This window comes from Latilactobacillus graminis DSM 20719 (assembly GCF_001436415.1).
In the GTDB taxonomy this organism is placed as follows: domain Bacteria; phylum Bacillota; class Bacilli; order Lactobacillales; family Lactobacillaceae; genus Latilactobacillus; species Latilactobacillus graminis.
Map to the genome: position 1 here is coordinate 99,927 of NZ_AYZB01000005.1, position 25,263 is coordinate 125,189.

35 protein-coding genes and 1 tRNA gene are annotated in these 25,263 nt (G+C 40.1%); 30 read left to right on the forward strand and 6 right to left on the reverse strand.

Features of this window, described 5'->3' with window-relative positions:
* The first annotated feature begins 1 nt into the window (after position 1).
* Genes citC through citG form a run of 6 tightly spaced genes read left to right on the forward strand, consistent with a single transcriptional unit; the run spans position 2 to position 5,169 of the window.
* Positions 2–1,054 (forward strand): [citrate (pro-3S)-lyase] ligase, encoded by a 1,053-nt coding sequence (citC, locus tag FC90_RS02750; protein ID WP_057907776.1) that lies wholly within the window; start codon positions 2–4, stop codon positions 1,052–1,054.
* Positions 1,044–1,340 carry a citrate lyase acyl carrier protein gene (gene citD, locus FC90_RS02755; protein ID WP_057907777.1) on the forward strand — a complete coding sequence of 99 codons (297 nt, stop codon included), beginning with the start codon at positions 1,044–1,046 and terminating at the stop codon, positions 1,338–1,340. The genes citC and citD overlap by 11 nt, the downstream gene beginning before the upstream one ends.
* Complete coding sequence (gene citE, locus FC90_RS02760) at positions 1,340–2,242, forward strand: citrate (pro-3S)-lyase subunit beta (protein ID WP_057907778.1); 903 nt, start codon at positions 1,340–1,342, stop codon at positions 2,240–2,242. The genes citD and citE overlap by 1 nt, the downstream gene beginning before the upstream one ends.
* Complete coding sequence (gene citF, locus FC90_RS02765; protein ID WP_057907779.1) at positions 2,232–3,773, forward strand: citrate lyase subunit alpha; 1,542 nt, start codon at positions 2,232–2,234, stop codon at positions 3,771–3,773. The genes citE and citF overlap by 11 nt, the downstream gene beginning before the upstream one ends.
* Positions 3,774–3,777: 4 nt before the next feature.
* On the forward strand, positions 3,778–4,323 hold the full coding sequence (gene citX / locus FC90_RS02770) for a citrate lyase holo-[acyl-carrier protein] synthase (protein ID WP_057907780.1): 546 nt from the start codon (positions 3,778–3,780) through the stop codon (positions 4,321–4,323).
* Positions 4,324–5,169: a triphosphoribosyl-dephospho-CoA synthase CitG gene (citG, locus tag FC90_RS02775; RefSeq protein ID WP_057907781.1), complete on the forward strand. Its 846-nt coding sequence runs from the start codon at positions 4,324–4,326 to the stop codon at positions 5,167–5,169.
* Positions 5,170–5,371: 202 nt separating this feature from the next.
* On the opposite strand, the gene FC90_RS02780 is transcribed toward citG, so the two are convergent.
* Positions 5,372–5,689, reverse strand: a complete 318-nt coding sequence (locus tag FC90_RS02780; RefSeq protein WP_057907782.1) for a hypothetical protein — start codon at positions 5,687–5,689, stop codon at positions 5,372–5,374.
* A gap of 195 nt (positions 5,690–5,884) precedes the next feature.
* On the opposite strand from FC90_RS02780, the gene FC90_RS02785 reads away from it, so the two are divergent.
* From FC90_RS02785 to FC90_RS02820, 8 genes are all read left to right on the forward strand, one after another.
* Positions 5,885–6,226, forward strand: a complete 342-nt coding sequence (locus FC90_RS02785) for a putative DNA-binding protein (protein ID WP_057907783.1) — start codon at positions 5,885–5,887, stop codon at positions 6,224–6,226.
* A 22-nt stretch (positions 6,227–6,248) separates the two neighbouring features.
* Entirely contained in the window at positions 6,249–7,685 is a 1,437-nt protein-coding gene (ffh, locus tag FC90_RS02790) for a signal recognition particle protein (RefSeq protein ID WP_057907784.1), read from the forward strand.
* Positions 7,686–7,775: 90 nt separating this feature from the next.
* Positions 7,776–8,051 (forward strand): 30S ribosomal protein S16, encoded by a 276-nt coding sequence (gene rpsP, locus FC90_RS02795; RefSeq protein WP_011374423.1) that lies wholly within the window; start codon positions 7,776–7,778, stop codon positions 8,049–8,051.
* Between the two features lie 9 nt (positions 8,052–8,060).
* Positions 8,061–8,303 (forward strand): KH domain-containing protein, encoded by a 243-nt coding sequence (locus FC90_RS02800; RefSeq protein WP_057907785.1) that lies wholly within the window; start codon positions 8,061–8,063, stop codon positions 8,301–8,303.
* Positions 8,304–8,369: 66 nt separating this feature from the next.
* Positions 8,370–8,900, forward strand: coding sequence for a ribosome maturation factor RimM (rimM, locus tag FC90_RS02805; RefSeq protein ID WP_057907786.1), 531 nt, complete (start codon positions 8,370–8,372; stop codon positions 8,898–8,900).
* Positions 8,890–9,630 (forward strand): tRNA (guanosine(37)-N1)-methyltransferase TrmD, encoded by a 741-nt coding sequence (gene trmD, locus FC90_RS02810; RefSeq protein ID WP_057907787.1) that lies wholly within the window; start codon positions 8,890–8,892, stop codon positions 9,628–9,630. Before rimM ends, trmD begins: the two co-directional genes overlap by 11 nt.
* 119 nt (positions 9,631–9,749) lie before the next feature.
* Complete coding sequence (gene rplS / locus FC90_RS02815; RefSeq protein WP_057907788.1) at positions 9,750–10,097, forward strand: 50S ribosomal protein L19; 348 nt, start codon at positions 9,750–9,752, stop codon at positions 10,095–10,097.
* Between the two features lie 74 nt (positions 10,098–10,171).
* Positions 10,172–10,360 (forward strand): hypothetical protein, encoded by a 189-nt coding sequence (locus tag FC90_RS02820; protein WP_057907789.1) that lies wholly within the window; start codon positions 10,172–10,174, stop codon positions 10,358–10,360.
* Here FC90_RS02820 and FC90_RS02825 read toward each other — a convergent pair.
* The 3 genes from FC90_RS02825 to FC90_RS02835 form a co-directional block, all read right to left on the reverse strand.
* Positions 10,357–10,770, reverse strand: coding sequence for a hypothetical protein (locus tag FC90_RS02825; RefSeq protein ID WP_057907790.1), 414 nt, complete (start codon positions 10,768–10,770; stop codon positions 10,357–10,359). The two genes, FC90_RS02820 and FC90_RS02825, sit on opposite strands and share 4 nt — an antisense overlap.
* 82 nt (positions 10,771–10,852) lie before the next feature.
* Positions 10,853–11,212, reverse strand: a complete 360-nt coding sequence (locus FC90_RS02830; protein WP_057907791.1) for a hypothetical protein — start codon at positions 11,210–11,212, stop codon at positions 10,853–10,855.
* A gap of 263 nt (positions 11,213–11,475) precedes the next feature.
* Positions 11,476–11,563: transfer RNA gene (locus FC90_RS02835), tRNA-Ser, on the reverse strand.
* A gap of 157 nt (positions 11,564–11,720) precedes the next feature.
* Here FC90_RS02835 and FC90_RS02840 point away from each other — a divergent pair.
* Positions 11,721–11,966 (forward strand): hypothetical protein, encoded by a 246-nt coding sequence (locus FC90_RS02840; RefSeq protein ID WP_057907792.1) that lies wholly within the window; start codon positions 11,721–11,723, stop codon positions 11,964–11,966.
* A gap of 51 nt (positions 11,967–12,017) precedes the next feature.
* On the opposite strand, the gene FC90_RS02845 is transcribed toward FC90_RS02840, so the two are convergent.
* Positions 12,018–12,518 (reverse strand): aminoacyl-tRNA deacylase, encoded by a 501-nt coding sequence (locus FC90_RS02845; RefSeq protein WP_057907793.1) that lies wholly within the window; start codon positions 12,516–12,518, stop codon positions 12,018–12,020.
* A gap of 113 nt (positions 12,519–12,631) precedes the next feature.
* Here FC90_RS02845 and FC90_RS09405 point away from each other — a divergent pair, with 113 nt between their 5' ends.
* From FC90_RS09405 to FC90_RS02885, 9 genes are all read left to right on the forward strand, one after another.
* Positions 12,632–12,802 (forward strand): hypothetical protein, encoded by a 171-nt coding sequence (locus FC90_RS09405; RefSeq protein ID WP_164477407.1) that lies wholly within the window; start codon positions 12,632–12,634, stop codon positions 12,800–12,802.
* A 73-nt stretch (positions 12,803–12,875) separates the two neighbouring features.
* Positions 12,876–13,265: a hypothetical protein gene (locus tag FC90_RS02850; RefSeq protein ID WP_057907794.1), complete on the forward strand. Its 390-nt coding sequence runs from the start codon at positions 12,876–12,878 to the stop codon at positions 13,263–13,265.
* A 145-nt stretch (positions 13,266–13,410) separates the two neighbouring features.
* On the forward strand, positions 13,411–13,905 hold the full coding sequence (locus tag FC90_RS02855) for a DUF3013 family protein (RefSeq protein WP_057907795.1): 495 nt from the start codon (positions 13,411–13,413) through the stop codon (positions 13,903–13,905).
* A 30-nt stretch (positions 13,906–13,935) separates the two neighbouring features.
* The gene (gene prmA / locus FC90_RS02860; RefSeq protein WP_057907796.1) at positions 13,936–14,883 is read left to right on the forward strand and encodes a 50S ribosomal protein L11 methyltransferase; all 948 of its coding nucleotides are present in this window, start codon (positions 13,936–13,938) and stop codon (positions 14,881–14,883) included.
* Positions 14,884–14,895: 12 nt separating this feature from the next.
* A complete protein-coding gene (locus tag FC90_RS02865; protein WP_057907797.1) occupies positions 14,896–15,651 on the forward strand; it encodes a 16S rRNA (uracil(1498)-N(3))-methyltransferase in 756 nt (251 codons plus the stop codon).
* A 35-nt stretch (positions 15,652–15,686) separates the two neighbouring features.
* A complete protein-coding gene (locus FC90_RS02870) occupies positions 15,687–16,028 on the forward strand; it encodes a hypothetical protein (RefSeq protein ID WP_057907798.1) in 342 nt (113 codons plus the stop codon).
* 91 nt (positions 16,029–16,119) lie between these two features.
* On the forward strand, positions 16,120–18,351 hold the full coding sequence (locus FC90_RS02875) for a RelA/SpoT family protein (protein WP_057907799.1): 2,232 nt from the start codon (positions 16,120–16,122) through the stop codon (positions 18,349–18,351).
* A gap of 12 nt (positions 18,352–18,363) precedes the next feature.
* Positions 18,364–18,813, forward strand: coding sequence for a D-aminoacyl-tRNA deacylase (dtd, locus tag FC90_RS02880; protein WP_057907800.1), 450 nt, complete (start codon positions 18,364–18,366; stop codon positions 18,811–18,813).
* A 4-nt stretch (positions 18,814–18,817) separates the two neighbouring features.
* Positions 18,818–19,438: an HAD-IA family hydrolase gene (locus FC90_RS02885; protein WP_057907833.1), complete on the forward strand. Its 621-nt coding sequence runs from the start codon at positions 18,818–18,820 to the stop codon at positions 19,436–19,438.
* Positions 19,439–19,483: 45 nt separating this feature from the next.
* Here FC90_RS02885 and FC90_RS02890 read toward each other — a convergent pair whose 3' ends face one another.
* Entirely contained in the window at positions 19,484–19,834 is a 351-nt protein-coding gene (locus FC90_RS02890; protein WP_057907801.1) for a DUF3397 family protein, read from the reverse strand.
* Between the two features lie 127 nt (positions 19,835–19,961).
* On the opposite strand from FC90_RS02890, the gene FC90_RS09060 reads away from it, so the two are divergent.
* The 6 genes from FC90_RS09060 to mraY all read left to right on the forward strand — a co-directional run bounded on the left by FC90_RS09060 (position 19,962) and on the right by mraY (position 25,260).
* A complete protein-coding gene (locus FC90_RS09060) occupies positions 19,962–20,084 on the forward strand; it encodes a DUF4044 domain-containing protein (RefSeq protein WP_039099598.1) in 123 nt (40 codons plus the stop codon).
* 268 nt (positions 20,085–20,352) lie between these two features.
* On the forward strand, positions 20,353–20,784 hold the full coding sequence (mraZ, locus tag FC90_RS02895) for a division/cell wall cluster transcriptional repressor MraZ (protein ID WP_057907802.1): 432 nt from the start codon (positions 20,353–20,355) through the stop codon (positions 20,782–20,784).
* Between the two features lie 15 nt (positions 20,785–20,799).
* Positions 20,800–21,756: a 16S rRNA (cytosine(1402)-N(4))-methyltransferase RsmH gene (rsmH, locus tag FC90_RS02900; RefSeq protein ID WP_057907803.1), complete on the forward strand. Its 957-nt coding sequence runs from the start codon at positions 20,800–20,802 to the stop codon at positions 21,754–21,756.
* A gap of 11 nt (positions 21,757–21,767) precedes the next feature.
* Positions 21,768–22,142, forward strand: coding sequence for a cell division protein FtsL (ftsL, locus tag FC90_RS02905; RefSeq protein ID WP_235804311.1), 375 nt, complete (start codon positions 21,768–21,770; stop codon positions 22,140–22,142).
* Positions 22,139–24,271, forward strand: a complete 2,133-nt coding sequence (locus FC90_RS02910) for a penicillin-binding transpeptidase domain-containing protein (RefSeq protein ID WP_057907805.1) — start codon at positions 22,139–22,141, stop codon at positions 24,269–24,271. The genes ftsL and FC90_RS02910 overlap by 4 nt, the downstream gene beginning before the upstream one ends.
* A gap of 26 nt (positions 24,272–24,297) precedes the next feature.
* Positions 24,298–25,260, forward strand: coding sequence for a phospho-N-acetylmuramoyl-pentapeptide-transferase (gene mraY / locus FC90_RS02915; protein ID WP_057907806.1), 963 nt, complete (start codon positions 24,298–24,300; stop codon positions 25,258–25,260).
* Positions 25,261–25,263: the final 3 nt, after the last annotated feature.

A 25,263-nucleotide genomic window follows, 5' to 3' on the forward strand; every position in this document is an offset into this window, starting at 1 on the left:
AATGAATTACGCTCAACAACTTAAAAAACTAAATTTAAAAGAGACGCATTATTATAAACAATGGGCCGCGTTACTTGCGCAAGAAGGAATTAAAGGTTCATCTCAAGTATCTGTTGATGTCGACGGCTGTTTCGGTATTTTTGAAGACCAACGACTGATTGCAACTGGCGCCTATCAAAAAAATGTTTTAAAATATATTGCCGTTGATGCAAACTATCAAGATGGTAAGTTGTTTAACGACATTATTTCGGCGTTGATCAACGCCCTAAGCCAGCAAGGCATTTTTCATTTCTTTGTTTTTACCAAACCAATTTACCGGAAAAGCTTTGAATTTGTTGGTTTTAAGCTTTTGGCTGAAACTGCCTTAGCTGTCTTATTGGAAGCCGGGGATGTTTCTTTGCAACAATTTATTGCCCAGGTGCCGCGCTTAGAGAATCAATCTACGCGAATGATTAGTGCGATTGTAATGAATGCTAATCCATTTACGTTAGGTCATCGTTATTTGGTGACACAAGCTGCTCAAAAAAGTGATTTTGTCTATATTTTCGTTGTTAGTCAGGATGTGTCGCTATTTACAACTGAAGAACGGTTTAAACTGGTTCAAAAAGGACTTGCAGATTTACCCAACGTTGTCGTCGTCCCAAGTAGTGAGTATATGGTTAGTTATGCAACGTTTCCTTCATATTTTCTGCCAGAGTCACAAGATGTCATAGAATATCAAACCGCTTTGGATGCCCAATTGTTTAAAAAAATTGCGACACAGTTAAATATTCGACAACGTTTTTTAGGCGAAGAACCCTTCTCTAAAACAACGGCCCTTTACAACAAAGCGTTACAAGCTAATTTACCGCCAGAGGTCATTGTTGAAGTGCTCCCAAGACTGGAAACAGCGGAACAAGTCATTTCAGCAACACAAGTCAGAAAAGCCATTCAAAGTGGCGCCATTGAGACGATTCGTACGTTCGTCCCAGCAACGACGTATCAATTCATTAAACAAAATCAGGCTACTTTACAAGTCAGAATTCAGAAAGGGATGCAAGTTGATGGAAATTAAACATACAGCAATTGCAGGTACACTAGAATCAAGTGATATTCAAATCATGCTTTCTAAAATTGAGGGGCCAACTGAAATTGAATTAGAAAGTGCGGTTGAAAAACAATTTGGGACACAAATTCGAACATTAATGCGAACCATCTTAGAGCAGTACGGCATTACAAACGTTAAACTGAAAGCGGTCGATAAAGGCGCTTTAGATTGTACGATTAAAGCACGCTTGATCACAGCTATTCAACGGGCAATCGACAAACAAAATGATCCAGATTGGGAGGTACTAGGCTAATGGAACGTTTACGACGGACGATGATGTTTGTACCAGGAAATAACCCGGGGATGTTGAAGGATGCGGGGATTTACGGGGCTGATTCAGTCATGTTCGATTTAGAAGACTCAGTCTCACTTGCTGAAAAAGACGCTGCTAGAATGCTAGTGATGCAAGCTTTGCAAACAGTTGATTATGGTGATACTGAGTTGGTTGTCAGAATTAATGATTTGGAAACGCCATTTGGCCGACCAGACATCTTCGCAATGGTTAAAGCTGGTGTGGATGTTATTCGATTACCAAAGACTGAAACTGTTGATGATGTCTTGGAAACAGAAGCGGTGATTGCTGAAGCTGAAGCTTATTTTAATATACCGCATAAAACCACTAAGATGATGGCCGCCATTGAAAGTGCTGAAGGTGTTTTAAATGCACCAGCAATTGCGAAAGCTTCAGATCGATTAATTGGAATTGCGATTGGTGCTGAAGATTACGTTACTAATATGAAGACACGCCGTTATCCTGATGGCGCAGAATTATCATTTGCTCGTAATATGATTTTACATGGTGCTAGAGCTGCTGGTATTGCCGCTTTTGATACTGTGTATTCAGATGTTGATAACGAAGCTGGCTTTAAACACGAGGTTGAATTAATTCATGAACTTGGTTTTGACGGTAAATCAGTTATTAATCCACGCCAAATTCCGCTAGTTAATGCAATTTATGCACCAACTGAAAATGACGTTCAAAATGCAAAGGATGTTTTAAATGCGATTGAAGAAGCGCGGATTAAAGGTTCAGGGGTTATTGCCTTGAACGGTAAGATGGTTGATAAACCAGTAGTTGCTCGCGCACAACGGACGATGATGTTGGCAGAAGCATCACACTTAGTTGATCAGGAGGGAAATTGGCATGCTGAATAATGTACAACGAGAATTACCAGATGATTTAATGAAGGAATTGCGTTATCAACCATTTAAAACTGTTGAAATCGGGCATCCCGAAATTCAACGGGCGGCACCTAAAGTAACCGTTGATCAAGGTCACGCCAAGTTAGTGTCGTCAATTGAAGCTGTTATTAAAAAAGTTGGTCTCAAAGATGGCATGACAATTTCATTCCATCACCATTTCCGTGAAGGGGATTACGTGTTTAATGCGGTTATGCAAATCTTGATTGATCAAGGTTTTAAAGGCTTAACTTTAGCACCAAGTTCGCTTACAAATGTGATGAATAAAATGGTTGTTAAAGCAATCAAAGCAGGTGTTGTCACCCATATTACATCATCTGGAATGCGTGGCGAATTAGGGGATTTAGTATCGCATGGTGGTTTGGAAAATCCGGTTATTTTGCGTTCACATGGTAACCGTGCACGGGCCATTGAAAGTGGTGATATCAAGATTGATGTTGCCTTCTTAGGGGTTCCCAATTCTGATGAAGTTGGTAACGCAAACGCGATTAAAGGCAATGCTGTTTTTGGTTCATTAGGTTATGCTTTAATAGATGCACAGTATGCAGATAAGGTCGTTTTATTAACTGACACGCTTATGCCATATCCCAACACGCCTGCTAGTATCAAACAAACACAAGTTGATTATGTGGTGAAAGTGGATAAAGTGGGGGATCCGGAGAAAATTGGTTCAGGTGCAACCCGCTTTACCAAAGATCCTAAGGAATTAAAAATTGCTGAAATGGTAAATGCGGTCATCACACATTCTCCTTATTTCAAACAAGGCTTCTCATTCCAAACAGGTTCTGGTGGTGCTGCATTAGCTGTTACGCGTTATTTACGTGAGTCAATGTTGAAAAAATCAATTACAGCTTCATTTGCTTTAGGGGGGATTACCAAGCCTACTGTAGATTTATTAAATGAAGGCCTCGTCGGTAAAATTTTAGATGTTCAAGATTTTGATAAGGGGGCTGCTGATAGCATGGCGATTACCGAAAATCAACAAGAAATTGATGCTTCTTGGTATGCAGATCCTAACAACAAAGGGGCTGCGGTGAACCAACTAGATGTCTGCATCTTATCAGCGCTTGAAATCGATACGAAATTTAACGTTAATGTGATGACTGGCTCAGACGGTGTTTTACGTGGGGCAATCGGTGGCCATCAAGATGCTGCTAATGCCAAGTTAACGATTATTTCAGCCCCAATTGTCAGAGGGAGAATTGCAACAGTTGTTGATGATGTGACAACGATTGTTACACCAGGGGATTCAATTGATGTTTTAGTGACAGAATTAGGGATTGCGATTAATCCTAAACGTAAGGATTTGCTTAAATCGTTAGTTAATATTCCCGGTGTTCCAGTATTTACGATTGAACAACTCCGCCAAAAAGCGGCTAAAATTGTCGGCCAAGCGGCCCCATTAGCGTTCACAGATAAGCCAGTTGCTTTGATTGAATACCGTGATGGGACTTTAATGGATGTAGTTTACCAAGTAAAGGACTAGTGAAATGCTTAATCTGTTTGCAACAGGAACGCCGCAAGACATTACTGCAGTGTTAAAGAATCGAGATCAGCGAGTTGAATTACAAAATCAGTTAATTGTTGATGCCAGTCAAAACCAGAGCGTTGTCGTTTTAAAGCTCAATATCCCAGGCCCCATTAAGAACAATGCTGATTTAACACGCTTATTTTGGGCAGGGCTAGCGGCTTTTGAACAAAATATGGTTGTTTGTCGACAAATAGATTGGGCGAAACCAACTGGCCCTGAGACGTTTTTAATTGTAGAGGGCTTGCCCTTGGCTATTAAACAGCAAGCTGCCATGTTTGAAGATCAACATACTTTAGGTCGGTTATTTGATGTTGATGTTTTGATTTGGCAATCAGCGCTACAACAAGGGCAACCAATCAGTCGAAAAGCATTAGGACAGCCAACCCGTCGCTGTTTATTATGTCAGCAAGCTGCTAAGGTTTGTGCTAGAAGTCGCCGTCATACAGTGGCGGAATTACAAGCGGTGATTAACCAGCAATATCAATTATTTATGGAGACTAATTAGATGAAAACATCCCAAGAAATCGCGCAACTTGCGCAACGCGCACTTTTATATGAAGTAAGTTGTCATCCTAAACCAGGATTGGTGGATCCAATTGATCACAAGACACATACGGATATGGATTTCTTTACGTTCATTGATAGTAGCGTCGTGTTATTACCTTTTTTTGAACAATTTGTTCGTGTAGGGGAAGCATTTAATCAGGTGGATTTAACCGCCTTAATGGCTCAAATTCGGCCCTTAGGGATGCAGGCTGAAGAGGCGATGTACCAAGCGACTAAAGGGGTTAATACGCATAAAGGTGCGATTTTCTCACTGGGAATTTTATTGAGTGTAACGGGTTATTTGCAACAAAAAAGGACATTATCGGCAACAGCACTCAGTCAAACCGTTCGAAAGATGTTGGCTGGATTAGTTGAGAATGATTTCAAAACACTGCATCAAAAACAATTAGCACAACTCACTAATGGTGAAAAAATGTATCTTAAGTATGGTCTAGTTGGAATCCGTGGTGAAGCACAAGCTGGCTATCCAACCATTTTTGAAGTAGCCTATCCTTATTTGCAAAAACAGACTGGTGATTGGAATGTCCGCTTATTGAATACATTGATGAAAATTATCAGTGTTTCGGAAGATTCCAACTTAGTAAAGCGAAGTGGTTGTTTGCAGACATTAAAAGATGTCCAGTCGCAAGCAGCAGCGATTGTTGCAGCTGGTGGTGTCGACACACCATTAGGTCAAGAAGGGTTATTGAAATTAGATCAAGAGGCGACGCAGGGATATTATAGTCTCGGGGGTAGTGCTGATTTACTAATTATTACGATTTATGTGACGTTGTTACTACAATAGATATTAAAAACAGCGAGTATCATCAGGCAACTGACGGTAGTCGCTGTTTTTTGATTGTTGTTGTAAGATAGCACCGTGTTGACTTTCAAACGCAAGCTGGCCCCAAATTGGTGGTGCCAAAGTGATTATTAGAAATATGCACTGATTAATCGGTAAACAGCATAAAAAAGAGAATCAACAAAAATGTCGGTCCTCTTTTTAATCATTGAGCTGTTTTGACTTTCGGTTCGCGTCCCAAAATGACTTGGGCGACGATTAAGACTACATAGGCGATTAAAACACCCCCCAGTAGACTGTTTGTTGTGGTTGCTTTAACCAACCAGTATTCTTGCCAACCATGGTTGTTAAAAACCCACCAAAATAATAGTCCACATAGCACGGTTAGGGTGTTTAAAATAGCGAAGAACCAAAGATTACTGTTTTCCTTGTTCTTCAAATAGATGATTGAAAAGATTAAATTCCATACACCCCAACCAATTAATGCAAACGTCATGCCCCAATAAATAATTGTCGCTGCCATAATAAAACCTCCATAGAAAACTAATTTAGGTTATGAAAAAGCTTACAATTCTATTTTAGCATGATTTTTTGTTTATACCAGTGAAAAGATAATTAATGCACAAGCTTCTAGTTAAATCGTGTAATAAAACGTTGACTAACCCCGTTAAAATCGGTACCCTAATACTTAGGTCAAACTAAGTCTGGGAGGTGCCAAATGGAACTCGCACAAAATGCACGAATGAATTCGCTGTTCGAATTTTATGGCGCACTTTTAACAGCAAAACAACATAGCTATATTTCATTATATTATGGAGATGATTTTTCTCTCGGCGAAATTGCCGCTGAATATAATGTTAGTCGACAAGCAGTCTATGATAATATTCGTCGCACTGAAAAAATTCTCGAAGGATACGAAAAAAAACTGCACCTCTATCAGAATTACGAACAACGAAATGCCAGTGCAGATCGACTACAAAAATATGTTCAAAGCCACTATCCAGACGATCGAGAACTAGCACGGTTGTTGGCTGACTTATTGAATTTAACCGAACAATAATTAATTTAAAGGACTGATAAATATGGCATTTGAAGGGCTAACAGAACGATTACAGGGCGCATTGAGTAAGCTTCGGCGTAAAGGGAAGATTACTGAAACCGACGTCAACCAAGCGATGCGTGAGATTCGGCTCGCATTATTAGAAGCCGATGTTAACTTTAAAGTGGTTAAAGACTTTATTAAAGTGGTTAAAGAACGCGCGATCGGAACCGAAGTCCTCGATAGCTTATCACCGGCACAACAAATTGTTAAAATTGTGGATGAAGAATTAACCAAGATGATGGGTGAAACGGCTGTACCGTTGAACAAATCACCACATATTCCAACAATCGTTATGATGGTTGGGTTACAAGGGGCCGGGAAAACAACGACGGCTGGGAAGTTAGCAAAATATTTAATTCAAAACGAAAAGGCCCGTCCATTAATGATTGCGGCTGATGTTTATCGGCCAGCTGCGATTGAACAATTAAAGACAGTTGGTCAGCAAGTTGAGGCACAAGTCTTTGAAATGGGAACGGATGTCAACCCAGTTGAAATCGTTCGCCAAGGGTTAGCGCAAGCGGCCTTACAAAAGAACGATTATGTCTTAATTGATACGGCTGGTCGTTTACAAATTGATGAAGCCCTGATGCAAGAATTGGCGGATATTAATGAGCTAGCCCATCCAAATGAAATCCTCTTAACGGTCGATGCCATGACTGGGCAAGCCGCTGTCGATGTTGCTGAAGGTTTTAACAGTCGTTTAGATGTCACCGGGGTCGTCCTAACCAAGTTAGATGGCGATACCCGTGGTGGGGCAGCCCTCTCAATTCGTGCTGTGACAGGCAAGCCAATTAAATTCACTGGTCAAGGGGAAAAACTCGATCAACTTGACATCTTCTATCCAGACCGCATGAGTAGTCGTATTTTAGGAATGGGTGACATGTTGAGCTTGATCGAAAAAGCCCAACAAGATTATGACGAACAAAAGGCAGCTGATATGGCTGAGAAAATCAAGGAAAACAGCTTTGATTTTAACGACTTTTTGGACCAAATGGATCAATTACAGAACATGGGACCATTAGAAGATATTATGAAGATGATTCCAGGCATGGCCAATAACCCGCAACTTAAGAACATCAAGATGGATCCGAAAGACATGGCACATATGAAGGCCATTGTCCAATCAATGACGCCACAAGAACGGGAAAATCCTGACTTGTTGAACCCTAGTCGCCGGCGTCGCTTAGCTGCTGGTGCCGGTCGTCCCATTGTGGAAGTTAATCGCATGATTAAACAGTTTAATCAATCAAAAAAGATGATGAATCAAATGTCCAAAGGGAATTTTAATGGGATGGAAGGTTTAATGGGGAATGGCATTAAAGGCAAAATGGGTAAGATGGCAATGAACTCAATGGTTAAAAAGCAAAAGAAAAATAAGAAAAAACGCCTCAAGAATGCCCGTCGGTTTAAATCTTAAAAAATTGTCCTGTAAAGAAAAAACACTTTACACGGCGTTTGAAATTTGGTATATTATGTCATGTTAAAGAATTAATAGGAGGTGGCATTAATGTCAGTTAAAATTCGTATGAAACGGATGGGCTCAAAGAAACGCCCATTTTACCGGATCGTTGTTGCAGATTCACGTTCACCACGTGATGGTCGCTTTATCCAACAAGTTGGTTACTACAATCCATTAACAGAACCAGTTGACTTGAAGTTAGAAGAAGAAGTTATTATGGATTGGTTACAAAAAGGCGCACAACCTTCTGATACTGTTCGTAATCTTTTATCAAAGCAAGGGATTATGCAAAAATATCACGAAGCACGCTTCGCTAAAAAGTAGGGATTTGTTATGACAGACGTGAAGGAACTAATTATTGCAATTGTTCAACCACTTGTCGAACATCCAGATAACGTCAAATTGACTGAACATGAGACGGAACGTTTTATGGAATTTGACTTACAGGTTGATTCAACTGATATCGGTCGCGTAATTGGCAAGCAAGGAAGGGTTGTACAGTCCATCCGAAATATTGTCTATAGTGTGAAAACACCATACCAAAAGCGGGTTCGTTTGAATATTGTCGATGCCTAACAAAAACGTTTAAATGAAGCAGAAATGTTTTATTTAGACGTTTTTTGTCGATTAAGGAGAAATTAAATGCCAGAAAAATACTATCAAGTTGGTAAAATTGTTAACACCCACGGCATCCGGGGTGAAGTGCGGGTTATTGCCACCACTGATTTTACGGAGTCACGATTTAAAAAAGGCGTACAACTTGCCGTAGAAATGCCCAATGGGCTCATTGATGTCAAAGTGGCGGCAATGCGCCAACACAAGCAATTCTATCTATTACAGTTTGAAGGAATGGGCAATATCAACGATGTTGAACAGTTTAAGGGCCATAATTTAAAGATTGCAGCCAGTCAACGTGAAGATGATTTAGAAGAGGATGAATTCTACTATGGTGATATTATCGGCTTAGAAGTTGTTGAAGAAGCCGAGGGGACCAGCTATGGGAAAGTCTCAGAAATTATCAATCCGGGACCAAATGACGTGTGGGTCATTAAGCGTCGTGGCCGTGCAGATTTACTGTTGCCATTTTTGAAGTCAGTTGTTAAGAAAATTGATATTGAAGCGGGTAAAGCCTATGTTAAAGTACCAGAAGGACTGATTGATAATGAAGATTGATGTTTTGAGTTTGTTTCCAGATATGGTACAAAAAGGTTTATCCCAATCGATTATCGGCAAAGCCATCGATCGTGATTTAATTGATTTAGAAGTTACGGATTTCCGCGATTTCTCAGTGAATAAGCATAACTCCGTCGATGATGCACCATACGGTGGGGGTGCAGGGATGTTACTGCGGCCACAACCGATATTTGAAGCAATGGATCAAGTGAATGCCAAAAATCCAGGCCATAAGCGTGTGATTTTACTCGATCCGGCTGGCGTGACATTTAACCAAAAAGTTGCTGAAGAATTTGCCCAAGAAGAACATTTAGTTTTCATCTGTGGCCACTATGAAGGCTATGATGAACGGATTCGTACTTTAGTCACTGATGAAGTCTCATTAGGCGATTTCGTCGTCACTGGGGGTGAACTGGGGGCGATGGTGATGATCGATGCCATTTCGCGGCTTGTCCCCGGTGTCTTGGGGAATGAACAATCAGCGGTTACGGATTCTTTTTCGACCGGCCTATTGGAGCATCCACAATATACCCGACCACCAGAATACCGCGGTTTGAAGGTACCGGAAGTTCTGATGAACGGTAATCATCGACTGATTAACGAGTGGCGCGAGAAGATGTCTTTAAAACGGACATATGAACGCCGCCCAGACTTATTGGATAAATTAACACTAACCAAGGATCAATTGCACTGGTTACAAGAAATTAAGCAAGAAACCACTGAAAAATAAGCCTTTTATTCTCGGCTCAATTATGCTAAAATTAAAAACTGTGATGGTTAGTCACAAAACAACGGTATTCCGCTGGCGCCAGACGTTAATGAATATCTGTGGAAAAAGGAGAGATTCAAATGAATCTATTAATTCAAGAAATTACTAAGTCACAATTACGTTCAGATATTCCTGACTTCCGTCCTGGGGACAACGTACGGGTTCACGTACGAGTTGTCGAAGGTACTCGCGAACGTATTCAATTATTCGAAGGTGTTGTTATTAAACGTCATGGTGTTGGCGTGAGTGAAACTTACACGGTTCGTAAAATCAGTAGTGGTGTGGGTGTTGAAAGAACATTCCCATTACACTCACCACGGGTGGCGCAGATCGAAGTAACGCGTCATGGCCGTGTCCGTCGTGCTAAGTTATACTACTTACGTGCACTACGTGGTAAGGCAGCTCGTATCAAAGAAGCTCGTCGTTAAGATAACATTAAAAGAGACCGACTCATTGTGAGTTGGTCTTTCTTTATGTGGATTAAGAAGTTAGGTGATGACAGATGAATCAATGGATCTACGTTATTTTATATCAAGCAAACCCACTTTATTATGAGAAAAGTAAAATGATTCGGGCATTCAGTTCTGAACAACGCGCCCAAGAATACGTAGCGTTATTGAATGAAACCCCGTATGCTAATCAATCGTTAAAAGAAGGTCACTATATTTATCAAAAATTGAATTTGAATTAATCGAGTAAATGTCTTTTAAAAGAAGGAATCTGTCGTTTCGATGAATTGGGCGATTCCTTTTTTTTAGATTGAGGTTTTTGAGGAGTTGTCAGCAGTAATGCAAGCAATGGTTCTAACACTAAAATGAAAATAGTAAAGCCCAAGAATCCGGCAACTACGTAAAATGTTTCAGAAGGTAGTGTGAGGTGATTGAAAAAATTTTCGCAGCGCTGGTTAAATTTATTTAACTGACGCTCAGCATCGTCGCTATTGGTCGAACGATGGATTGATGAATGATGGACGACTTCAAAGTGAACGATCTTTTCGGAATGTGACTTAGAAGCGTGCGAATCGCGATTAAACCAGTGAGGGCTTGTGAGTAACAGCAAGCAAGATAAACCAACCGATATAATTAGCCATAAATGTTTCATTACGGATCTCTCCTTTAGTTCATTTAAAACTAATTATAGCATAAGTTAAACTGAGGGGATTAAAATAGCCCTCTCACGAGGACTAGACCGGAGTACGATAATGAAACTGATATACGTGAAAAGATAGGGCCAAGCTAATGACTAATAAAGTAAGTGCCACCAGAAGCAAATTAGGAACTAAAATCAAAATAATGTAGGCAACAATCGCACACAAATGGGCAAATAAGATGAGATTTTGATCAAGTGAGATTAAATAGGCAATGATATGCAAAAGAATTGCTACAATGCAAAGCCACCAAACCTCTGCCATCGCGTCCATATAAGTTGGAATGAACTTCGTAACGTGGGGGTTAACCACTAGAATGATCAAAGATTGTAAAATGGTGACAATTAAGAAAATTAAGTTGAACAGAAACGGTAATTTACGAAAAGAAATTTTCATATTAATAAACCTCTATCAGTTAAGATTCTTTAAGTATAACGAATTTATAAATAAAAAGGAATATGATTTGAAAATTTAAGTTTGAGTGATTGACACCTACCGATATCAGGTTACTTGATTGAAGTGTATCCTAATGTGCAGAAGATGCCAAAAGAAGTTGAGGACTTACAAGATAATGGATTGTTACAAAAAGCTGATGGGACACAAAAAAGATGCAATAAGCGTTGATAATGAAACGTTTATTGCATCTTTTTTAAATTATAAGGAGAGTACAGGATTTGAACCTGCGCGCCGGTATAAGCCGGTTCGACGGATTTCGAGTCCGTTGCATTGCCACTCTGCCAACTCTCCAGAACGTTGTTTATTATATCAGAAATTTGTTATCCTGAACAGAGAAAGTCCTAAAATATGTGATTGATTTTATCTTTTAAGTTTTAGCTTATTATAAGATAAGTTTATTGGTGGAATTTATTGGATTGTGTTATCATTGGCTCAAGGGGATGAACTCATGACACAGAGACATTATTATGGTAACTATGAAGTTGTCGAAGATCGAGATTCGCAAAAATACGTGGCAACAGTCAAAATACATAACACGGAGAAAAAAATTATTGTTCAAAACGATGCCCTGCAAGTGCTTGATCAAAATGATGTTTTGCCGGAAACGGTGGTTCATAATATTATTAAAACACCAGATATGCTAAAAGAACAAGTCATTGTTTCAGGTGCTAATTTAGACCAGTATTTAGATTAATATAAAATGAGTCCAGAATAAGTATTATGTTCTGGGCTCATTTTAGGTAAATTAATCTTCACTAATGTCAGCAAAAGTAGCTTCAGTAATACGTTGCAAGTCTTGTGGATTAATCTGAATTGAACGGCCAATCTTGCCAGATGAGACGTAGATGAAGGACTCTGTTTCTGCTTGTTGGTCGATATAAATTGGGTAGTGGGATTGTTCCCAAATTCCGATTGGTGTGTTAGCACCGTGCTCGTAACCGGTAGTAGCCACTAGATTTTTGAGTGGCACCATTGCAATTTTTTTGTTGCCAGAAATTTGACTTAATTTTTTTTCGTCTAAATGGCAATCAATCGGCACGACACCGATGATTGGACCGGTCTGTTTGCCCGAAAGGACCAATGTCTTATAGATTAAGTGTTCATTAATATTGAGATGTTCGACCTTCATTTGGGCAACATTATGGACTTCTGTTGTAGGAAATGCGAGTTGTGTATAGGTTACTTTTTGTTTATCCAGAATTTTTTCAACTAATGTTTTTGATAATTGCTTTTTCTTTTTACGCATAACAAACTCCTTTAATGAATAGTGTTAGTTTACGGCAAAATGATAAAAATGTAAATTTAAGACTACGTTACAGTGTTTCGTTGTATAATGAAACCACACAAGGAGTGAACGATATGATGTGGTTTAAAAAGCAAACAACAAAAGAATTAGCAACACATGATTTTATTCAGTTGGTGAAGCATGCTCGTAATGATGAAACCCATTACCAAAAAATTCAAGCAGCGTTTGCTAGTTTGAAAAAGGCTTACCACCAACCACGATCTGAACATTTATCAAAAAAATGAATCGTAATCAGTATTAGCGTTGTAGAGGGTGTTATGGCATAATGGAGTTAATCAATAACAGATAGGTGACACGATGAAACGACAAACATGGCATTTTCTCTTTTATAAATCAGCCTTTACTAAGACACAAATTGATCAATTACTGGCTTATTTAAAGCAGCAACAAAATTTTGGTGGTTTCCCGATTGTTGAATTGATTGGCGATGGGGATAGTAGTGATATTCGCTTTGTCACAATGATTTTCGATCCTTTATCGCCAATTAATGCACGTTTACAATCAGAGATGGCGAAGTTTATGTTAATGCATGCGATTCGGCCGGATGGAAATACCGCTGAGGCGGATATGCGTCTTTATGGTCGGGTAATGGGCAGATCAGATACTGAGTTAGGGATTGAGTTTCAACGCTATGATGATCAGAATATGGATGTTATTTATTGGGGACAGCACAATTCAACGCATTAAATTAAATCAAGGCTTAAGTCTGGAGCATTTTGTTCGAGGCTTTTTTAGTAGATTGCTTTCGATTCAAGGTATAATCAGGTATGATACTAATATGTGTAGCTTTAAAACGGCTTAAATCACGATTAAAAAGGATAAGGTGAATTCAATGGCTGAGATGGATATGTTAGCATTTTTCGATTCAGAATTAGAAGATTTACAATTTAGTGGGGATATAAATATTAATTGGGACAAGCAAGCGCGCGCGATTGAATTAGAATTTACATTAAATGTGACCAAAGAGCAAGCAATTGCGGTGGAAGACCAAAGTGGTGAATTAAATGAATCTGATGAGATCAGTTATGAAGATGCCATTTTGTTCTTTGACGAAAGTAAAATCGATGGCTTTGAATACGCAGATAATTATCTAACTGTGATTCCCTTTGCTGGTCGTCAAGGGTTAAATGCCCAAATTGGGCGCGGCTTTTTTAATTATTTACAAGATCTATTAGATGAAGGCGAAGATCAACTAGCTGCTTTTGTAAACGATGAATCTGATGAAGAAACGTTTATTCTTAATTGGGATGATACGGTCTTTCAAGCAACGATTGCGCAAGCTAACGAAAAATTGGCGAAACAATACTACGCTTACCCTAAATACTAAGCAGCATGCGTTAAAAAGGAGAGACAACACATGGAATGGACAAAAGTAACGGTCGCTACTGTTAATGAAGCAGTGGAAGCAATCGCCAATATTTTAACGGAAAATGGTGCAGAAGGCATCCAAATCGAAGATGCAGCCGATTATGAACATTTGAAGGCCAAACCAGATCAAATTATTGATCTAGATAGTATTCCCCATCTTGAAGACGGGGCTGCAGTGAGCGCTTTTTTCCCGGAAACAGTTTTCATTCCGGAAAAATTACCGTTGATTGAACAACGCGTTGCTCAATTGACTGGTTTTGGGCTAGCCATTGGTTCTGGTAAGGTGACATTGGCCCAAGTCGCCGATGATGATTGGGCGACAGCTTGGAAAAAATATTATCAACCAACGCGTTTAACCCGCTTTTTAACGGTTGTGCCAAGTTGGACAGACTATCAACCGACTGATGAACGCGAAGCGCTGATTCGGATGGATCCGGGGATGGCTTTTGGAACAGGGACGCATCCAACGACGCATCTATCCGTACAAATGTTAGAAATGGTCTTACGCGGCGGTGAATCTTTAATTGATGTCGGGACTGGTTCAGGGGTCTTAAGTATTGCGGCTGCACATTTAGGGGTCAATGACATTCGCGCCTATGATGTGGATCAAGTCGCAGTTGATGCCGCTAAAGAAAATTTTGCGCTGAACCCAGTGACCGCTGGCATTGATGCCCATCCCAACGATTTATTGAACGGGATTACAACGAAAGCGGATGTGATTGTGGCCAATATCTTAGCAGAGATTATCGTCCCCTTGATTCCCCAAGCTAAAGCTTTATTGCATGACAACGGTCATCTATTACTGGCCGGCATTATTGCAGATAAAGAAGCACTTGTCCGTGAAACGTTAGCGGCGAATGATTTTGTTGTTCAAGAAGCCCTCCATATGGGTGACTGGGTGGCATTAATTACACGCCAAAAGACGGACGACGATTAAAAGGAGTATGGCATGCAACGTTATTTTATTGATGAAGCAATTCAAGTAGAACAACAAGTGACCTTAACGAGTGAAACTGCACACCACATGCTAAAAGTGATGCGGATGCAACCTGGTCATCGTGTTGAATTGGTAACGCCGGATGAGCAAGCGTTCATCGGGGAATTAACTGAATTGGATGCAACTGATAAAACAGTCACAGTTACAGTGCAATCACCAATAACAAAAACCGTTGAATTACCGATTGAGACGACGATTGTGTGTGGCTTGTCAAAGGGTGATAAAACCGACTGGATTGTTCAAAAAGGCACGCAGTTGGGGGCCAACCGGTTTATTTTCTGTAATAGTCAGTTCTCAGTCGCACGTTGGGATGATAAGAAACAAGCTAAAAAAGTTGCGCGGCTCCAAAAAATTGCGCAAGAAGCAGCCGAACAAGCTCACCGGACACATGTGCCAACTATTGAATGGCGCAACAGTTTAACGGCGGTGGCCCAAGAGTCAGCGACGATTAAATTAGTGGCTTACGAAGAGTCAGCTAAAGACGGTGAGCATGCTCAATTAGTTCAGAGCTTACAAACAGCCCAACCGGGGGATCGATTACTTTGTGTTTTTGGTCCGGAAGGCGGCGTTGCGCCCAAGGAAATTGAAATACTTGCGGCGGCTGGCTTCAAGATGGCCGGTTTAGGGCCACGGATTTTACGGGCCGAGACCGCGCCATTGTATCTGTTAAGTGCGATTTCGTATGTGACAGAATTAGCTAGTTTATAGTATGATAGATTTAATCATTTACAGAGGGGCACAACATGACTAAAATTATGAATAATCGTTATTTAAAAATGGATTGGGTCCGCTATTTATTAATGGCTATCCTATTAGCAGTTGTTTTACCACTAGTGTTTGGTGGGTTGCACATCGACAAGACGTGGCGGATCGGGCTGTTATTTATGGCAGTTAATGGTTGTGCAGCTTTTATTTCAGGGTTTCACATCCAAAAGACCCATGCAGCTTGGTATCATATTTTATATCTACCAATTTTATTTGCATTGATGGTGGTTGTGCGCTACGCAGATTATAATTATTGGTTTGTCCCGATCTATTGTTTATTAAGTTATTTAGGGATTAATACTGCGTATGAGCGCCATTAAGCAAACTGACTCGACAGTTAATTAGTTGAGTCAGTTTTGTTATATTTAATGGGTCATTGATAATTAAGTGAGAAAAATTGGAGTGGGTAGGATGCCAGAAGAAAAAGTAATTTCACAACAGGAAGTGCTACAGTTATGTCAGAAATACATGAATACTGAGCATCTTGCATTTGTCCAAAAAGCATATGATTTTGCAGCTTACGTCCATCGAGAACAGAAGCGTCAATCAGGGGAGCCATATATTATTCATCCGATTCAAGTTGCAGGGATTCTTGCTGAGTTAAAGATGGATCCGGCAACGGTTGCGTCTGGCTATTTACACGATGTTGTGGAAGATACCAACATTACGTTAGGCGATGTGGAGGAGATGTTTGGTAAAGATGTTGCGGTGATCGTTGATGGTGTCACCAAACTTGGAAAAATCAAGTATAAATCGCATCAAGAACAACTAGCTGAAAACCATCGGAAGATGTTACTAGCAATGGCCAAAGATTTGCGGGTTATTATGGTCAAACTCGCCGATCGATTGCATAATATGCGGACATTAAAACATTTGAAGCCAGAAAAACAGCGTCGTATCGCGAATGAAACGCTTGAAATTTATGCTCCACTCGCTGATCGATTAGGGATTAGTAAGGTTAAATGGGAGCTTGAAGATATTGCCTTACGTTATTTGAATCCACAACAATACTATCGGATTGTACATTTAATGAATTCAAAGCGGACACAACGGGAGGCTTATATTCAAGAAGCAATTGAAGATATTAAGGATTCAATTGCTGATTTGGATATGAATTATGAGATTTATGGGCGGCCCAAGCATCTTTATTCAATTTATCGCAAGATGCGCGATCAACATAAGCAATTTGAGGAGTTATATGATTTGCTTGCGATTCGGGTTGTTGTGGATTCCATTAAAGATTGTTACGCTGTTTTAGGTGCCATTCATACGAAATGGAAACCAATGCCCGGCCGGTTTAAAGACTATATTGCCATGCCTAAGGCCAACATGTACCAATCAATTCACACGACTGTCATTGGTCCTAAAGGGAAACCGTTAGAAGTACAAATTCGGACACAAGAGATGCATGATGTGGCAGAATACGGCGTTGCTGCTCATTGGGCTTACAAAGAAGGTGTTAAGGAGCAGCTTAAACTAGATGAATCTGGACGTAAGTTAGATTTGTTCCGCGAAATATTGGAAATTCAAGATGCTTCCGATGATGCTGCTGAATTCATGGAAAGTGTGAAGGGCGATATTTTTAGTGATCGCGTTTATGTCTTTACTCCTAAAGGGGACGTTTACGAATTACCCAAAGGATCAGTACCTCTTGATTTTGCGTATTTAGTGCATACCGAAGTGGGGAACCATGCAGTTGGCGCCAAGATTAACGGTAAAATTGTGCCCTTGAACTATCAATTACGTAACGGGGATATCGTTGAGATGTTGACCTCAACGAGTGCAACACCAAGCCAAGATTGGATCAAGCTGGCATTTACGGCCCGCGCGCGTAACAAGGTTAAACGCTATTTTAAAAAAGAAGATCGTGATGAAAATATTGAAAAAGGACGCACAGCGGTTGAACATCTATTAGCAGAAGATGGCTATTTACCCAAAGAACATCTCACTAAAACGGCTGTTGCTGTGATCTTACCTCACTTTAACTTTAACGCTGAAGAAGAATTATTCGCTGCGATTGGGTTTGGCGAGATTTCACCCCAGGCAGTTGTTAATCGTTTGACGGTCAAAGAACGACGGGCCAAAGAAGCTAGCGAACAAAAAGCACTGGAAGCTGAAATTTTGTCTGCAAAGGATTCGCAGCAACCTGGTCCTAAAGCGACTGGCAGTCATATTACAATCAAACATGAAGATGGTGTAATCATCGAAGGTGTTGATAATGTGTTGGTCCGCTTGAGCAAGTGTTGCAACCCGGTTCCTGGTGATGATATTGTTGGCTATGTGACAAAAGGGCGTGGGGTTTCGGTTCATCGGCGTGATTGCCCCAATATTGTCGATCGAGCCGATATGAATCGTCGTTTGACGGAAGTTAGCTGGGAAAATACTAATGTCAAAAACGATCAACTTTACGATGCTAATTTAGAAGTCTACGGCTATAACCGGGGCGGTTTATTAAATAATGTCTTGCAAGTTCTAAATGCCCATACGAAGCAATTAAATAATGTAATGGGTCGCATTGATCATGATAAGATGGCGGACATCCATGTCACGGTTGGAATTCGTAATACGGATCATTTAGAACAAATTATGGAAGCAGTCAAAAATGTACCAGATGTCTACGAAGTCAAACGGGTTCAAGGATAGGAGTCAGTAAATATGCGAGTTGTATTACAACGGGTAAGTCAAGCAAGTGTCACAATTAATGAGAGTGTGGTCGGACAAATTGATCGCGGCGTTTTGTTATTGGTGGGGATTTGTGATGCTGATACTGAAACCGATTTAGATTATTTAGTTAACAAAATAAGTCACTTACGGATCTTTGAAGATCAAGCAGGTAAGATGAACTTGGCATTAAATCAAGTCAATGGTGCTATTTTATCTGTTTCGCAGTTTACGTTATTTGCCAACACACACAAGGGCAACCGACCTAGTTTTACGGCGGCTGGTAAACCGGTATATGCCAAACGTTTGTATGATCAGTTTAATCAAAAATTGGCGGCAACCGGGATTCCCCTGGCAACCGGTGAATTCGGGGCTGACATGCAAGTCACATTGGTCAATGACGGTCCGGTAACGATTATATTTGATACGAAGGAGAATCTATAAGTTGATGAGATATCAAAATGCAATTTGGGATTTTGATGGGACATTGTATGACACATATCCTGCTATGATGGCAGCCCTTGTCCAAGTGTATCGACAGCATCAAGTGGCGGTTGACTCAAAACAGTTGTACCAGACGATTAAGCAGACATCGATTAAACGCGTCTTACAAGGACTTGCACAGCAAACTGAGATTGCGTTTGAACAGTTGGATCAAGAGTACCATCAACTGGAGCAAAAATTACAACAAGCACCGCAACCTTATCCAGGCGCAGCGACGATTTTGCAACAAGTGAGCTTAAATGGACAAAATTTCTTGTTGACCCATCGGGATAGCGCCGCTGAACGGTTTCTAGCAGCCGACGGTTTAATCGATTACTTTACAGCGATTATCACTAGTCAGGCAGGTTTTGCTAGAAAACCGGCGCCTGATAGTTTAAATACGCTCTGTGAACAATACCAATTAGATAAAATTAAAACTGTGATGATTGGTGATCGAGAACTCGATATCCAAGCAGGCATTAATGCGCAAGTAGCGACAGCCTATTTTGATATTGATCATTTACCAATTACGGTGCAACCAACGCTTACGATTACGCAGTTAGGGGCCTTAAAACCTTATTTTTAAATTAAAAAAAGCGGTGTCGATCGATGATCGACACCGCTTTAATCATCAAAGCAGACTAATAATTAAAAATGAAACATACCATATTCCAGACATTACAAAGATAAAACGCCACCAACTATGTAAAAATTTATGTAGATAAAGGGCATGTTCGAAGTAAAAACGGGTGAGAATCCAAATAATCCCCCACAAGCAAATGGCCAAACTAAAAAACCAACCCGCTTTACGAAAAACGGGCAGACTTAGGTAAACAGCGCTGATTAATAACGGTATTGGCAATAAATCGACTAGTGGCAACCGATATTTGAATAAACGGCGGGCTAACCAATTTAATCCGTAACCAATGGCTAAACAGATTAACGGTAAGCTTGCAAATAAAAGCGTGGTTGTAAGTGGCATTTGAATCACCTCGAAAGTTAATATCTCTATTGTACCGTCTTTGGGAAAAGATAAAAAGGACTGAGTTGCACTTTGAGGTAATTCGGTGTAAACTGCTGATAAGCAAAAAGTCTAGGTGGTGAAATAATTGAAGAAGCAAACAAGTACGTTTAGTCGGATTACCAAAATTTTCGTTTGGGTTATGTTGATCGCCACAGTAGGCTCAGTTATTTTTGGTTCATTAGCGGCAACCGGTATTTTAAATTTCTAAAATTAATTAAAAGTAGCGGCCGAGATAAAATTCTCGACCGCTTATTTTTTAGCGTGTAAACAGCACTTAAGGTTAAACCAACATACGAGCAGTCAATTGGATAAATAAATGACTGCTTTTTTGAGTTATAAAAGTGGAGGCCTGCTTCACTTTAAGTGGGGTTAGTTCTAAAATAATAAGATTTTGGTTTTTTTAGGCAAAATGTGGTAGAAAGTGGGGGATTGTGGTAGACTAAAATCAGTTAAGGTGGGTAAAGAGGTGAATTGTTATGTTCATGGGTGAATTTCATCACACAATTGATACGAAGGGTCGGTTAATTATGCCGGCTAAATTTCGTGAATCATTGGGACCAGAATTTGTACTCACTCGTGGCATGGACAATTGTATTTTTGGGTACCCGCTCAGCGAATGGGAGCAATTGGAAGCGAAATTGAAGAAATTGCCCCTCGCAAAAAAAGACGCCCGCGCGTTCGTCCGTTTTTTCTACTCAGCGGCTGTCGAATGTTCTCCAGATAAGCAGGGCCGAGTAACGATTCCGACAACCCTTGCTAAACATGCCGATCTTGAAAAAGATTGTGTGTTAATTGGGGTTTCAAATCGGATCGAAATTTGGAGCCAGTCAAAATGGTTGCACTTTAGTGAAGAAGCTGAGGCAAATTTCGATGATATCGCAGAAAATATGTTAGATTTTGATCTTTAGAAGGATGGTAAGTAGATGACAGAGACATTTAAACATCAAAGTGTTCTATTGAAAGAAACGGTTGATGCCTTGAATGTGCAACCTGATGGTGTTTATGTAGACGCAACGTTGGGTGGTGGGGGCCATAGTGAATATTTGTTATCGCAGTTGACCACTGGCCATCTTTACTCGTTTGATCAAGATGATCACGCTTTAGCCAGCAGTAAACAGCGGTTGGCACAATATGCCGAGGCTGGGCAAGTGACCTTCATTAAGAGTAATTTTCGTTATTTAAAAGCCGCACTTGCAGAACATGGTGTTACTAAGATTGACGGTATTTTATATGATTTAGGGGTTTCTTCACCACAGTTCGACGATGCGCAACGCGGGTTTAGTTATAAAAAAGAAGCGCCACTTGATATGCGAATGGATCAAGGGGCAGCCTTGAGTGCCTATAATGTTGTTAACGAGTGGACTTATCAACAATTAATTAAGATATTTTTTCGCTATGGCGAAGAAAAATTTTCTAAGCAAGTTGCTCGTAAAATTGAACAACAGCGTATAATTGCACCGATTGAAACGACCATTGAGTTAGCTGATTTGATTAAATCAGCGATCCCAGCTCCGGCAAGGCGAAAGGGTGGTCATCCGGCTAAGCGGATTTTCCAAGCAATTCGGATTGCAGTTAACGATGAACTAGGTGCAATTGAAGATTCTTTAGAACAAGCAATTCCATTAATTAAGATTGGTGGTCGGATTAGCGTTATTACGTTCCAATCTCTTGAAGATCGACTGGTTAAGACGATGTTTAAAGAACAAGCAACGCTACCAGATTTACCGAAGGGACTGCCAATTTTACCAGAAAAACAACAAACGGTATTAAAACTAGTGAATCGTAAACCGATTTTACCGACGGACGATGAGCTAGAAGTGAATCACCGCGCGCATAGCGCTAAACTACGAGTTGCGGAAAAACAAAAAGAAACTGACTAGAAGGATTGATGATGATGGTAACTAACACGGCACGTCAATTAGAAACACCAGTAGCACCGCTAGAAACGCAATCAACTATACATAAACACGCGGTTATCAGCCAGTCTAAAAAAGTGGCTTTTTCAGCTGTTGAAAAATTAGTGGCATCGATAATTGGGATTGTTTTTTTTGCAATGCTAGTTAGCTTATTAACAACGAAAATTGCCGTAGTTAACGCACAGCGTGGTCTAGAAAGCACGACTCAAAAGATGACTCAAGTGAGCGCTAACAACAATGATTTAAAACAAGAAATTGGTGAATTAACCAGTTCTGATCGGCTCAATGCCTTTGCCCAAAAACATGACCTTAAATTAAATGAAAATAATATTCGGAACGTGTCTAAATGAAATCAGTTAAGATACGTAAGAGTCCACGGCGGAATCGACGCGTTTTTGGCAGACTTTTATTGCTAATTATCGCGGCGATTTTTCTAGTTTTCGCCGGCCGCTTTGCTTATATCGCTGTTACTGGGCATATTGCAGGGGTGAATTTAACGAAACGGTCACAGAAAAAATATAAGGCGGATGCAGTGATTCATGCACAGCGGGGAACGATTTATGATTCTTTAGGCAATGTTTTAGCACAGGATATCAATGCTTATTCTGTCTATGCGGTGTTGAGTCATGATTACGTTGGCCCGAATAAAAAGCCGTTATATGTTACTGATAAGAAAAAAACGGCTAAAGTGCTTAGCCACTATCTACCATTGAGTGCAGCTAAGATTTATCAACAACTAACACCAGCTAATCGCGCTGCTTATCAAGTTGAGTTTGGTGGTGCAGGGCAAAACCTATCACTGAGCATTAAACGTAAAATTGAAAAGGAACATTTAACGGGTATTTATTTCAACGAGTCGCCAACGCGCTTGTATCCCAATGGAACTTTTGCTTCGCACGTAATTGGTATTGCACAAGCGCCTAAAGGTAAAGAATCGAATAATCAAGGATTAGTCGGCGTGATGGGAATTGAAAAATATTTCAATAAACAACTGGCTGGTCAAGACGGCTACCGAAATTTTGCCCGTGATTCTTATGGTTATGCAATTAATCAAAAGCAAAGTAAAGTTAAGACCGCAAAAAATGGGCAAGATGTATACTTGACATTAGATTCTCGGCTACAATCATACTTAGAAAGCCTACTAACGGATGTCAATAAAAAATATCAGCCCAAGAGTATGAATGCAGTCTTAATGAATGCGAAAACCGGTGAGATTTTGGCTGCATCGCAGCGACCAACTTTTAATGCTAGTACCAAAAAAGGAATTGATAGTATTTGGCGCGACACTTTAGTTGAGGATGGCTATGAGCCAGGCTCTGTTTTAAAAATTGCGACACTTGCAGCAGCAATTGATTCAGGTCACTATAATCCCAATCAGTACTATCAATCGGGCTCGATTGAAGTTGGTGATAAGAAGATTAGTGATTGGCAGACTAGTGGGTGGGGTATGATTCCACTCAGCCAAGCATTTGCACGATCAAGTAATGTTGGGATGGTTAAGCTCGAACAAACAATGGGACCTAAAGTATGGCAGGAATATATCCGGAAATTTGGTTTCTTAAAACCAACTGGCATTAAATTACCTGGTGAAACAGCAGGAACCCTACAATATGATCGTCCACTTGATCAAGCTACGACATCGTTTGGTCAAGGGATTAATGTAAACGTGATGCAGATGCTCCAAATGACCAGTGCGATTGCCAATAATGGCACAATGATTAAGCCACAGATTTTATCCGGTATTAATCAAGATCATCAATTAAAACCAATTAAGGCTGGAAAGCCAATTAAAACAAGTACGGCAAAATCCGTGCTCCAAAATATGGAAGATGTTGTTTATCAAGATTATGGAACGGGACAGGTTTATCAGATTCCGGGTTATCGAGTAGCGGCTAAAACAGGAACCGCCCAAATTACCGACCCTAATGGTGGCTATTTAACCGGGACTAGTAATTATATTTTCTCAGTGGCCGGGATTGCGCCAGCTGATAACCCCCAGTATATTTTATATGTGACGCTGAAACAGCCACAGAATATGACTGACAGTGCTGAGAATATTTTGGCACAGATATTTAATCCGATGATGAAACGGGCGTTGGAATATACTAAAAAAGCTGAGAAAGATCCGCAACAACAAGTTAAGGTGACCTCAGTCATCAGTGAATCAACGACAAGCGCACAAAAAAAATTAACAAGTTTGGGCTTGCAGACAGCATTGGTGGGCAGTGGCAATTTAGTGGTTCAACAGCTCCCCAAGGCCGGTAGTATTATTTTACCGAACCAACGGGTAATTCTAATGACTAACGGGGCAATGACCATGCCGGATGTCACCGGTTGGTCGAAAAATGATCTCTTGAAGCTTGCCCAATTGACAGGCATTGAAATCGAGATTAAAGGTAGCGGTTATGCGTATCATCAGAGTCTAGCAGCTAATGGATTGTTAGACGGTGTTAAAAATATTAAAGTACAATTAAAATAGTAAGATCGATTAAAGGAGTTTATGAAATGGTAGCTGGTCAATTTTTAGTCCCATTAATGAGTGGTTTTGTAATAACGGTGATTTTTATGCCGCTTTTTATTGGTTATTTACGGTTAAAAAAAGAAGGACAAACAATTCGCGAAGAAGGGCCTAAGTGGCACGCTAAAAAAAATGGCACGCCAACCATGGGGGGACTCTTGTTCATTATTGCCGCGGTTGTTTCAAGTATCTGGGTAGGATTATTCTTAAAAAAATTAACAAATAGTTTATTAATTACCTTATTTATTCTTGTTTTATATGGGATGCTTGGCTTCGCAGATGATTTCATTAAGGTTTTCCATAAGCAAAATTTAGGCTTACGGGCTTGGCAAAAATTATGTGGTCAGATTATTGGCGGAATTGTTTTCTTGATTGTTTATTTTCATGAAGGCTTTAGTAGGGCCCTCGAGATTCCAGTGCTTGGGACTATTTCAAGTCAATGGTTTTTTTCTTTATTCGTCTTAGTATGGTTAGTTGGGTTTTCAAATGCTGTTAACTTAACTGACGGGATTGATGGCTTAGTTGCCGGATTAGCAACGATTTCATTTGTAACTTACACGATTATTGCTTTGCGTCAAAATCAAGTCGATGTTGCAATCTTTGGTCTAAGCATAATTGGTGGCCTACTCGGTTTTTTAATCTTTAATAAAAAACCGGCGCAAATCTTCATGGGGGATGTCGGGTCACTTGCATTAGGTGGTGCTTTGGCAGCTATGTCGATCTTATTACACCGGGAATTTTCACTACTATTAGTCGGATTAGTGTATGTCATCGAAACGGCAAGTGTGATGTTACAAGTTGCTTCATTCAAACTATTTCATAAGCGGATTTTTAAGATGAGTCCCATTCATCATCACTTTGAAATGTCAGGGTGGAGTGAATGGCGGATTGATATCAGCTTCTGGGTATTTGGTATCATCTGTTCCACAATTTATCTGTTAATTTTTTAGAAG

Excerpts from the sequence above, each read along its gene's own strand:
- citC (WP_057907776.1), top strand. The coding sequence starts at position 2 with ATGAATTACGCTCAACAACTTAAAAAACTAAATTTAAAAGAGACGCAT.
- citD (WP_057907777.1), top strand. The coding sequence starts at position 1,044 with ATGGAAATTAAACATACAGCAATTGCAGGTACACTAGAATCAAGTGAT.
- citE (WP_057907778.1), top strand. The coding sequence starts at position 1,340 with ATGGAACGTTTACGACGGACGATGATGTTTGTACCAGGAAATAACCCG.
- citF (WP_057907779.1), top strand. The coding sequence starts at position 2,232 with ATGCTGAATAATGTACAACGAGAATTACCAGATGATTTAATGAAGGAA.
- citX (WP_057907780.1), top strand. The coding sequence starts at position 3,778 with ATGCTTAATCTGTTTGCAACAGGAACGCCGCAAGACATTACTGCAGTG.
- citG (WP_057907781.1), top strand. The coding sequence starts at position 4,324 with ATGAAAACATCCCAAGAAATCGCGCAACTTGCGCAACGCGCACTTTTA.
- FC90_RS02780 (WP_057907782.1), bottom strand. The coding sequence starts at position 5,689 with ATGGCAGCGACAATTATTTATTGGGGCATGACGTTTGCATTAATTGGT.
- FC90_RS02785 (WP_057907783.1), top strand. The coding sequence starts at position 5,885 with ATGGAACTCGCACAAAATGCACGAATGAATTCGCTGTTCGAATTTTAT.
- ffh (WP_057907784.1), top strand. The coding sequence starts at position 6,249 with ATGGCATTTGAAGGGCTAACAGAACGATTACAGGGCGCATTGAGTAAG.
- rpsP (WP_011374423.1), top strand. The coding sequence starts at position 7,776 with ATGTCAGTTAAAATTCGTATGAAACGGATGGGCTCAAAGAAACGCCCA.
- FC90_RS02800 (WP_057907785.1), top strand. The coding sequence starts at position 8,061 with ATGACAGACGTGAAGGAACTAATTATTGCAATTGTTCAACCACTTGTC.
- rimM (WP_057907786.1), top strand. The coding sequence starts at position 8,370 with ATGCCAGAAAAATACTATCAAGTTGGTAAAATTGTTAACACCCACGGC.
- trmD (WP_057907787.1), top strand. The coding sequence starts at position 8,890 with ATGAAGATTGATGTTTTGAGTTTGTTTCCAGATATGGTACAAAAAGGT.
- rplS (WP_057907788.1), top strand. The coding sequence starts at position 9,750 with ATGAATCTATTAATTCAAGAAATTACTAAGTCACAATTACGTTCAGAT.
- FC90_RS02820 (WP_057907789.1), top strand. The coding sequence starts at position 10,172 with ATGAATCAATGGATCTACGTTATTTTATATCAAGCAAACCCACTTTAT.
- FC90_RS02825 (WP_057907790.1), bottom strand. The coding sequence starts at position 10,770 with ATGAAACATTTATGGCTAATTATATCGGTTGGTTTATCTTGCTTGCTG.
- FC90_RS02830 (WP_057907791.1), bottom strand. The coding sequence starts at position 11,212 with ATGAAAATTTCTTTTCGTAAATTACCGTTTCTGTTCAACTTAATTTTC.
- FC90_RS02840 (WP_057907792.1), top strand. The coding sequence starts at position 11,721 with ATGACACAGAGACATTATTATGGTAACTATGAAGTTGTCGAAGATCGA.
- FC90_RS02845 (WP_057907793.1), bottom strand. The coding sequence starts at position 12,518 with ATGCGTAAAAAGAAAAAGCAATTATCAAAAACATTAGTTGAAAAAATT.
- FC90_RS09405 (WP_164477407.1), top strand. The coding sequence starts at position 12,632 with ATGATGTGGTTTAAAAAGCAAACAACAAAAGAATTAGCAACACATGAT.
- FC90_RS02850 (WP_057907794.1), top strand. The coding sequence starts at position 12,876 with ATGAAACGACAAACATGGCATTTTCTCTTTTATAAATCAGCCTTTACT.
- FC90_RS02855 (WP_057907795.1), top strand. The coding sequence starts at position 13,411 with ATGGCTGAGATGGATATGTTAGCATTTTTCGATTCAGAATTAGAAGAT.
- prmA (WP_057907796.1), top strand. The coding sequence starts at position 13,936 with ATGGAATGGACAAAAGTAACGGTCGCTACTGTTAATGAAGCAGTGGAA.
- FC90_RS02865 (WP_057907797.1), top strand. The coding sequence starts at position 14,896 with ATGCAACGTTATTTTATTGATGAAGCAATTCAAGTAGAACAACAAGTG.
- FC90_RS02870 (WP_057907798.1), top strand. The coding sequence starts at position 15,687 with ATGACTAAAATTATGAATAATCGTTATTTAAAAATGGATTGGGTCCGC.
- FC90_RS02875 (WP_057907799.1), top strand. The coding sequence starts at position 16,120 with ATGCCAGAAGAAAAAGTAATTTCACAACAGGAAGTGCTACAGTTATGT.
- dtd (WP_057907800.1), top strand. The coding sequence starts at position 18,364 with ATGCGAGTTGTATTACAACGGGTAAGTCAAGCAAGTGTCACAATTAAT.
- FC90_RS02885 (WP_057907833.1), top strand. The coding sequence starts at position 18,818 with ATGAGATATCAAAATGCAATTTGGGATTTTGATGGGACATTGTATGAC.
- FC90_RS02890 (WP_057907801.1), bottom strand. The coding sequence starts at position 19,834 with ATGCCACTTACAACCACGCTTTTATTTGCAAGCTTACCGTTAATCTGT.
- mraZ (WP_057907802.1), top strand. The coding sequence starts at position 20,353 with ATGTTCATGGGTGAATTTCATCACACAATTGATACGAAGGGTCGGTTA.
- rsmH (WP_057907803.1), top strand. The coding sequence starts at position 20,800 with ATGACAGAGACATTTAAACATCAAAGTGTTCTATTGAAAGAAACGGTT.
- ftsL (WP_235804311.1), top strand. The coding sequence starts at position 21,768 with ATGATGGTAACTAACACGGCACGTCAATTAGAAACACCAGTAGCACCG.
- FC90_RS02910 (WP_057907805.1), top strand. The coding sequence starts at position 22,139 with ATGAAATCAGTTAAGATACGTAAGAGTCCACGGCGGAATCGACGCGTT.
- mraY (WP_057907806.1), top strand. The coding sequence starts at position 24,298 with ATGGTAGCTGGTCAATTTTTAGTCCCATTAATGAGTGGTTTTGTAATA.